Origin of the sequence: Mesorhizobium sp. M7A.F.Ca.CA.002.15.2.1, assembly GCF_003998715.1 — a bacterium.
Lineage (GTDB): Bacteria > Pseudomonadota > Alphaproteobacteria > Rhizobiales > Rhizobiaceae > Mesorhizobium > Mesorhizobium ciceri.
Map to the genome: position 1 here is coordinate 1 of NZ_RZPI01000409.1, position 5,095 is coordinate 5,095.

A 5,095-nucleotide genomic window follows, 5' to 3' on the forward strand; every position below is an offset into this window, starting at 1 on the left:
GGGGTATGGAGACGAGTTTCGGCGCCCGCAATTCCCCGGCCATCCTTGCCGCCTGGAAAATTGTCATCAAAACCAGGATGGGCTCACCCTCGGTCGGGTTGATGGTCAGCACGACGCGGCCAAGCTCGTCGCTCATGCCGCAAGACCAGTCCTTGACGGCTATCACCTTTCTCGCGGCCATATGCCGTTCTCCTGCACGGGAGGTTCTCTGCCGGCTACGCCGTCTGGAGTTGGTCGACAGAACCTTCGCCTGACATTGCAAGCAGCCGAAATGCGGCAAATGCGGCCAATATCATGAAAACCGCCGTGACGTTCAGGGACATCGTCGACGCAAGCACGCCCCCGTCAAAGCAACTCAGTTCCATGCGCTCTACCCCTTCAAGCCACTGACGGCCTGGATGATGATCCTGCTTCGAGTGAAATACAAGCGCGCGCTAATGTGCTGAAGCCGGCTGGCCAGTCTGCGCGCGGCTTCGAACCAGCCAAGCGCTTGGTTGCTGGTTCCCGCTCAAGGGCTCGAACCTCGATTCACGCCTTCAAAGGGCGCTGTCCTACCATTAGACGAAGCGGGAAAATGCACGTTGCGCCCCACCCCTAGCCGGTTCGCGCGCCGGGATCAACGCACTGCGGCGGCAAAGCCGATTGGAAGCGCGGTGTCAGTCCGGAAAGTTGGTGACAGGTTCCTCGCAGCGGTAGACCGGGCAGCTGCCGTCACGGGTCGGGACATAGGCCGACATCGGCACCTCCGGCCAGTCGCATTCGTTGCCGAACTGCCTGACATAGCGATCATAGGTGTTGGGGCCTGTGGTCAGCACCACGGCATGGCGGCTTTGGAGCAGTTGCCGGAGCTGGTCGCAACTCATCGTGCGGGTGTCGGGCCTGGCTTCGGCGAGGCCGGTCGCGGCCAGCAGGATCGCTGCCGTCAAGGCAATTCGGCGCATTGGCATGGCTGTTCCTCGAATGGACATATCGGCCGAAACTCGCATCCCGCCGGGTGGTTCCGCAACCGCCGGCTCGCCGTCTGTGGCAGCGCAACCAAATGGTCCGTCGTGCATTGCTGGGGATGGATGGCAGGAAGCCCTACAAAACTCCGCAATGGCGGCCCGGAAGCGGGGATCGCGAGGCCATGTGCTGTTCCTTCTGCGGCGGGCGCGACCACAGCTATGAGGACTGTCCGCAAAGGAATCCCGACGCCGATGCAGTGCCCGTTGCGCCGCCCAACGACGCCGGCTCCGAAAAAGCAGGCCGATGAGACGGACAGGGCGAAGCGGTCATCGGGCTTACAGCAGCTCGACTGGATCGGCATTTACGGCCGCAGAGGCATTGCCGAGATGGAGGGCCGGGCATTATCGTGACATGCGTGTCCGCGACCGCAAATGCGGAATGCTGCGCACCGACTGCAACCAAAATGCCCGGTCAGGCATTTCTAGCAGGAGGGGAATCCTCACGCAGACGCTGGCGGGAGGCGGCAAGGTGGGGCCACGACGGGGCAATGACAGAATTGGCAAGCGTCGATAGCCTGCTCGAAATCACTGCCCACGCTCGGCTGGCGGCGATTGTCGATTCGTCCTTCGACGCCATCGTCAGCAAGGACCTGAACAGCATCATCACCAGTTGGAACGCGGCGGCGCAACGCATGTTCGGCTACACCGCCGAAGAGGCCGTCGGCCGCTCCGTACTCATGCTCATCCCCGATCATCTCAAGGATGAAGAGACCGACATCATCAGCCGGGTTCGCAGGGGCGAGCTCCTGGCCAGCTATGAGACGATCCGCCGGCGCAAGGATGGCGGCCTCATCGCCGTGTCGCTGACCATTTCGCCGATCAGGAACGCGTCCGGCGAGATCATCGGCGCATCGAAGATCGCCCGCGACATCACCGCCAGCAAGGAGAGCGAGCGCCGGATCAGGCTTTTGCTCCGCGAGGTGAACCATCGCGTCAAGAACCAGTTCGCGGTGATCCTCTCGATGATCCGGGAGACCAGCAAACGCTCGACCGATCCGCGCGAGTTCGAGGAGATGATCCGTTCCCGCATCATGGCGCTGTCGCGGTCGCACGATCTGCTGGTGAACTCGGAATGGGCCGGCGCCAGCCTCTTCGACCTTGCCCAGGAGCAGCTCAAGCCGTTCGGCCACGAGGCGCGGGTATCGCTTTCCGGACCGCTTTTGACCCTGCAGCCGAATGCCGTGCAAAATCTCGGCATGGCGTTTCATGAACTCGGCACCAACTCTTCCAAATATGGCGCGCTGGCGAGCGAGGCCGGGCGGCTGGAGATCACCTGGCGGATCGTCGAAGGCGCTTCGGACAAGCTGGAAATCCATCTGCTCTGGGACGAGACGATGCCGGTGCGTGAGGGAGAGCGGCCCGGGGGGCGGCAAGACGAAAGCACGCGCAAGGGTTTCGGCACCGTCGTCCTGCAACGGGTCGCGCCGCAATCGCTGAACGGCTTGGCGGTGCTGGATCGCAGCCCGGGCCATCTCAGCTGGTCGCTGACGGCGCCGCTGGATTCGATCATCGTTCCGCAGTTGGGCGCCGACCTGCCTGAAACCGAAACGTCCTGAGCCCATCAAGGGGAGGGCGAAGGTAACTCCGATCGCACGGAGATGCCGTGACTGGTTTCGCCGAAGAAGCCGGCCAGCAGATCGGCCGTCCGCGCCGGGTCCTCCTCGGGGAAGAAGTGTCCACCCGGCATCGCCTGTCCGCGCACGTCGTCGGCCCAGCCGCGCCACAGCGCCAGTGGTCCGCCTTCGCCGGCATACCAATCCGCCAACGCGCCCTGACCGCTCCATAGCGCCAGCAGCGGGCAGCGGATGCGCCGGCCGGCTGCCTTGTCGGCATGGTCATGCTCGCGGTCGAGCGTGGCTGCCGCCCGATATTCCTCGCAGATGGCATGGGCGTGGGCAGGCGTACGCAGGGCCTCCACATAGGCCTGACGCACTTCGGCTGGAAACGCCGATGGCTGTGAGCCCCAGCCGTTGAGCGCATTGTCGACGATCGCCTCGGCGGCGCCGGACAGGATCTTTTCCGGCAATGGCTCGGGCTGCGCCAGCAGCGACCATGGCCAATAGCCCAGCGCCAGCCTGGCGTCGGCGCGGTCCCAGGCATCGGCGGTCGGCACGATGTCGAGGACGGCGAGCCTGTCGATGCTGCCCGGATGGTCGAGCGCCATGCGGTAGGCGACACGCCCGCCGCGATCATGGCCGGCGACCATGAAGCTGCTGAAACCCAGCTTCTCCATCAGCCTCACCAAATCGTCCGCCATGGCGCGCTTGGCATAGGGTGCGTGGTCCGGAGTGGACGCCGGACAGGAGCTGCCGCCATAGCCGCGCAAATCGGCGCAGACGACGCTGAACCGGCTGGCCAGAGCGGGCGCGATGTCGCGCCACATCAGATGCGTCTGCGGAAAGCCGTGCAGCAACAGCAATGGCGGCCCGGTCCCGGCACGCAGGCAGAATATGCCGGCATCGCCGGTGTCGATTTCCGCGCCTTGAAAACCTTCGAACATGACCGCCTCCGGCACGCGCAACGGCCGGCGAACGGGTTTGGTTGCAATGCCGCCCGGCGACGCGGCCAACCTTTTTCGTCGACAGGCGTTGTCCCTGTGAAGGGAAGGTCGCCGCAGGCGACCGTGAAAGAAAGAAGGAGGTAGGGATGAGAACTCTCGCCATCATGCCATTCGGCCTTATGCTGGCGCTGGCAGTGCCGGCCGCAGCCCAGCAGCAGAACGACAGCCAGGCGCCGCAGGCCGACAAATGCAGGGCTCAGACCGGGCAAGAGGCAAAACAGCAGCCTGAAAAGCAAGCCGATGACGGCAATTTGACCGCGAAGCTCAACGACTGCGGCGGCGTGCTGAAACCGCCCCCGACGGGAGACCAGGGCATGGCGGCGCCGGCCCCCGACGAAGGCAAGACGCCGGTGATCAAGCCGGGTGAAGTTCCACCCCAGCCGCCGAAGCAATAAACGCCGGCTCCCTGGTATTATCGCACAAGCTAATGGAACCTCGTTTTCTCGGGAGCGTTTTTCTCACGACTTGGAATTTGGAGAGATTATCGTGAGAGATATTGCAGCCACAGCCACGTTGCTTGCATCGATCGCCATCGTGATTGCATTGATTCTTCTGGTGCCGAAGAGCTTTGGATTCGAAACCTCTCAGCCGATTGTCCAGGGCGAGCTTCCAACGAAATGACAAAGCAGGCGAGGCACGACGTCTGCTTCCTTTGACACCTACCGCACCAAGACGCCGGCGTGGCTGCAGAGCGCTGCGAACGCTTCCTGCGCCTCGGCGGCGCCTGTCTGGGTTTCCAATGCGGCTTCGACCTTCTCGCGCGCCGCCTGGTAGAACGGGCCGCGCTTGGCCTGCGGCCAATCGATCAGGATTTCGCTGGCATCCCTGAGCGTGGCGACGTCGCGGATCGTGTCCGAGCCATGCGGCTTGATCCGCATCGGTGTGGGCAAAATGAGCTCGGACATGTCCTGTTTTCCAACTACTGCAGGAGTTTTGCTTCGCGCGCGGCGTCGATCACCGCCCGCATCGCTTTTTCCGGCGGCGTCCAGCCATCCAGCGCATCGCGGCAGCTGCGCAACGCCGCCCGGTAGCGCCGTCCCTGGCCAGCCGGCCAGTCGCCGAGGCATTCCAGGCCTTCCCAGGCGCTGCGGACGATGCGCTCGCGCTCAGGCGCGAATTTCAGCCTGATGGGGCGGGGAAACATCTTGTCGTTCAACGGTCGTCTCCATGATTGCCGCAAGTCGCCGGGCGACATGCGTGAGAGGCGTCCGGTAACGTCGGCGGCAGGGCAGGGTTCCCTTGCCCGGAGATCAAATCTCTGCGTCGATGTCCGACAGCGATCTCGGCGTCGGCGCTTCGGCGTTGTACGCCGCTGGGCGGTCATGCTCGAACTGTTCGGCGCCGGGCAAAGCGTGCAGCCAGGTCTCGCGCCTGGAGGTCCACAATTCATATTCGGGCACGAGATCGGTCGGCGCGATGTCGAGGCTGCCGATTGCCACCTCGGCCTCGTTGTCGTCGACCCAGGCGACGCGGCCGCCGCATGTCGGGCAAAAGCTGCGCGTGCCATAGGAGCTGACGAGGCCTTCGAGAC

At 64.0% G+C, this 5,095-nt stretch carries 8 protein-coding genes, 1 tRNA gene and 1 pseudogene; 3 read left to right on the forward strand and 7 right to left on the reverse strand.

Features of this window, described 5'->3' with window-relative positions; translation table 11 throughout:
• The 3 genes from ENZ74_RS21165 to ENZ74_RS21175 all read right to left on the reverse strand — a co-directional run.
• Positions 1–181: hypothetical protein (locus ENZ74_RS21165; protein WP_164761107.1), on the reverse strand; the 181-nt coding region annotated here is incomplete at its 3' end.
• 317 nt (positions 182–498) lie between these two features.
• Positions 499–572, reverse strand: a tRNA-Gln gene (locus ENZ74_RS21170).
• A gap of 84 nt (positions 573–656) precedes the next feature.
• Entirely contained in the window at positions 657–947 is a 291-nt protein-coding gene (locus ENZ74_RS21175; protein WP_013530770.1) for a hypothetical protein, read from the reverse strand.
• A gap of 545 nt (positions 948–1,492) precedes the next feature.
• Here ENZ74_RS21175 and ENZ74_RS21185 point away from each other — a divergent pair.
• A complete protein-coding gene (locus tag ENZ74_RS21185) occupies positions 1,493–2,560 on the forward strand; it encodes a PAS domain S-box protein (protein ID WP_063168565.1) in 1,068 nt (355 codons plus the stop codon).
• A 5-nt stretch (positions 2,561–2,565) separates the two neighbouring features.
• Here the strand turns inward: ENZ74_RS21185 and ENZ74_RS21190 are convergent, their stop codons facing one another.
• A complete protein-coding gene (locus ENZ74_RS21190) occupies positions 2,566–3,504 on the reverse strand; it encodes an alpha/beta hydrolase (RefSeq protein ID WP_063170278.1) in 939 nt (312 codons plus the stop codon).
• Positions 3,505–3,650: 146 nt separating this feature from the next.
• Between ENZ74_RS21190 and ENZ74_RS21195 the strand changes: the two genes are divergently transcribed.
• Both ENZ74_RS21195 and ENZ74_RS35730 read left to right on the forward strand, forming a co-directional pair.
• On the forward strand, positions 3,651–3,959 hold the full coding sequence (locus tag ENZ74_RS21195) for a hypothetical protein (RefSeq protein ID WP_013530773.1): 309 nt from the start codon (positions 3,651–3,653) through the stop codon (positions 3,957–3,959).
• A gap of 91 nt (positions 3,960–4,050) precedes the next feature.
• Positions 4,051–4,185 (forward strand): hypothetical protein, encoded by a 135-nt coding sequence (locus tag ENZ74_RS35730; RefSeq protein WP_263484935.1) that lies wholly within the window; start codon positions 4,051–4,053, stop codon positions 4,183–4,185.
• A 38-nt stretch (positions 4,186–4,223) separates the two neighbouring features.
• Here the strand turns inward: ENZ74_RS35730 and ENZ74_RS21200 are convergent, their stop codons facing one another.
• From ENZ74_RS21200 to ENZ74_RS21210, 3 genes and pseudogenes are all read right to left on the reverse strand, one after another.
• Complete coding sequence (locus ENZ74_RS21200) at positions 4,224–4,469, reverse strand: DUF982 domain-containing protein (protein ID WP_027160738.1); 246 nt, start codon at positions 4,467–4,469, stop codon at positions 4,224–4,226.
• 14 nt (positions 4,470–4,483) lie between these two features.
• A complete protein-coding gene (locus tag ENZ74_RS21205) occupies positions 4,484–4,720 on the reverse strand; it encodes a DUF982 domain-containing protein (RefSeq protein ID WP_013530775.1) in 237 nt (78 codons plus the stop codon).
• Positions 4,721–4,814: 94 nt separating this feature from the next.
• A pseudogene (locus ENZ74_RS21210) lies at positions 4,815–5,095 on the reverse strand (GFA family protein); the annotation flags it as partial.